Genomic DNA, 2156 nt, shown 5'->3' with positions numbered 1-2156 from the left:
TGGTCGAGCGGTTCTCCCGGTCGCCCGGTCCCGGCGGCCAGTCCGTCAACACCACCGACAGCCGGGTCGAGCTGGTCTGGGATCCGGCGACCTCGGCCGTCCTGACCGACGCCCAGCGCGCCCGGCTCCTTGCTCGCGCCGCGGGACCGATCAGCGTCGTCGCCCACGAGCACCGCTCGCAGCACCGCAACCGCGTGGCCGCCCGCGAGCGCCTCGCGGCCCGCGTCCGCGAGCTCCTCGCCCCTCCCCCGCCGACGCGGCGCCCGACCAGGCCGACCCGCGGGTCGAAGGAGCGCCGGCTCGACGCCAAGCGTCAGCGAGGACGCACCAAGCAACTGCGCGGACGGGTCGAGGACTAGCGGGGCCGGGGGTCCTGGCGCCCGAGCGTCGTGGTCAGGAGGTCGACGTACCTGGCGCGGTCCGCGCGGACGGCGACCGAGATCCGGCCCCGCGACTCGTCGACCTCGGCGGCGAACCGGGTGGCGCCGTACGCCGTCGGGTCGGCGCACTCCACCCGCACCCCTGCTCGCAGCGTGTTGAGCAGCGTGGGGTCGATCAGCGCGGCGACCGCGAGCGGGTCGTGCACCCGCGCACCACGGTCGAGTCGCGATGCCGCCAGCTCGGCCGCGGCCAGCGCCGCGGGCGTCCGCAGGGCGCGCCACCGGTCGAGGTCCGCGTCGGTCAGCGCGACCGAGGCGGTGGCGTCGGCGGTCACCAGCAGCCGGTCGCGGAACGGGGCCTGGAGGACCCGGTCCGCGGCCTCCGGGTCGGACCAGATGTTGCGCTCGGCGTACGGCGTGACTCCGGGCTCGCGGTGCGTGCCCCCGAGCACCACGAGCCGTGCGACCCGGCGGGTGATCGAGGGGTCGGCCGCGAGCGCGGCGGCCAGGTTGGTCAGCGGCCCGGTCGTCACCAGGGCGACCGGCGCGGACGCGCTGTCCAGCGTCGCCAGGAGCCACGCGGTGCCGGCGTGCACGGGGATGTCGACGCCGCCGCGAGCGACCATCGCGCGCACCGACGCCGCGTCGTCCTCGGTCGCGGCGCAGACCCCGGCCAGGTCGAGGTCCGGGTGCAGGGCGGCGAGCAGGAGCGCGACGGCGTCGTCGGTCTCGGCGTCGCAGTCCACGACGACCGGGACGCGGCTCGCTGGACTCATGCCGGCTCGTCGTCACGCAGGGAGCGGTAGGCGACCCGGGCGCTGACCGCGCGCTCGAGCTCGCGGATCACCACGGAGAAGAACTGACGCCGGTAGAGCTCGTCGGTGACGGCGTACACGGTGAAGTAGAGGCCGCTGAAGGCGGCGAGGAAGGTCGAGACCCGGATCAGCTCCAGGCTGAGCCGGGTGTCGAGGATCCCTCCCAGCGGGCCCTCGATCGGGTGCAGGGCGCCGCCGGTCCAGGTGCCGACGACCTCGGGCGCCATGGCGACGACGCCGAAGACGATGAAGAAGGCGAACACCGCGAGCGCGAGCAGCAGCACCTGGAGGGCCTGCGCCACGAGCAGGACGAGGAGCAGGTTGGCCTTCTGCAGGCCGCCGACCTCGGCGTCGACCGCGCCGACCCGGTCGACCCGGGCGGCGATCCGCCGGGCGGCGGGCTCCAGCGGCGTCCCGGCGCAGGCGTCGATCAGCTGCTGGGCCTCGACCTCGTCGTCGACGCTGTCGAGCTCCTCGGGCAGCCGGGTCAGCAGGAAGCCCACGGCGATGGCGGCGAACAGCAGCACCGTGATCCAGAGCACCCCGCCGTCGAGGCTGGCCGCGACCTGCCACACCTCGGCGTTGATGAACAGGAAGGTGATGAAGAGCAGGAGCAGCGGCAGGGCACGCGTCACCAGCGGGATCATCAGCCCGAGCGAACGGAAGGTGCGGCGCACCGCCCAGCCGACGATGAGCCACGCGCGCAGCACCGCGACGGCGTACACCGCGAGGACGACACCGAGCACGGTCAGCGCGGCGCCGAGAGCGGAGGCGACCCCGAGCCAGGGCCCGGTGGCCACGCCCGCCACGATGGCGAGCACCGAGGCGACGGCGATCACCGGCAGCAGTCGCGCGCGGCGCAGCCCCCGGGCGACCGCCGCGCGGTAGTCGTCGACGAAGTACGGCAGTCCGTGCTCGACGAACCACCGCTCCGCGGCGGCGAGATCGGCCCGCGCCGCCC

Annotated in this window: 3 protein-coding genes; 1 reads left to right on the top strand and 2 read right to left on the bottom strand. The window is 75.2% G+C overall.

The window, feature by feature from the left end:
• On the top strand, positions 1–359 hold a 359-nt coding region (arfB, locus tag FHP29_RS04365), incomplete at its 5' end, for an alternative ribosome rescue aminoacyl-tRNA hydrolase ArfB (RefSeq protein ID WP_139621762.1).
• On the opposite strand, the gene FHP29_RS04360 is transcribed toward arfB, so the two are convergent.
• Both FHP29_RS04360 and FHP29_RS04355 read right to left on the bottom strand, forming a co-directional pair.
• Positions 356–1156, bottom strand: a complete 801-nt coding sequence (locus FHP29_RS04360; RefSeq protein WP_139621638.1) for a nucleoside hydrolase — start codon at positions 1154–1156, stop codon at positions 356–358. The two genes, arfB and FHP29_RS04360, sit on opposite strands and share 4 nt — an antisense overlap.
• On the bottom strand, positions 1153–2156 hold a 1004-nt coding region (locus FHP29_RS04355), incomplete at its 5' end, for a hypothetical protein (protein ID WP_139621761.1). The genes FHP29_RS04355 and FHP29_RS04360, both read right to left, overlap by 4 nt.

The organism is Nocardioides albidus (assembly GCF_006335005.1).
In the GTDB taxonomy this organism is placed as follows: domain Bacteria; phylum Actinomycetota; class Actinomycetes; order Propionibacteriales; family Nocardioidaceae; genus Nocardioides; species Nocardioides albidus.
Note: the sequence above shows the minus strand (reverse complement) of the source record. Positions and strands in the feature narration are given on the sequence as shown.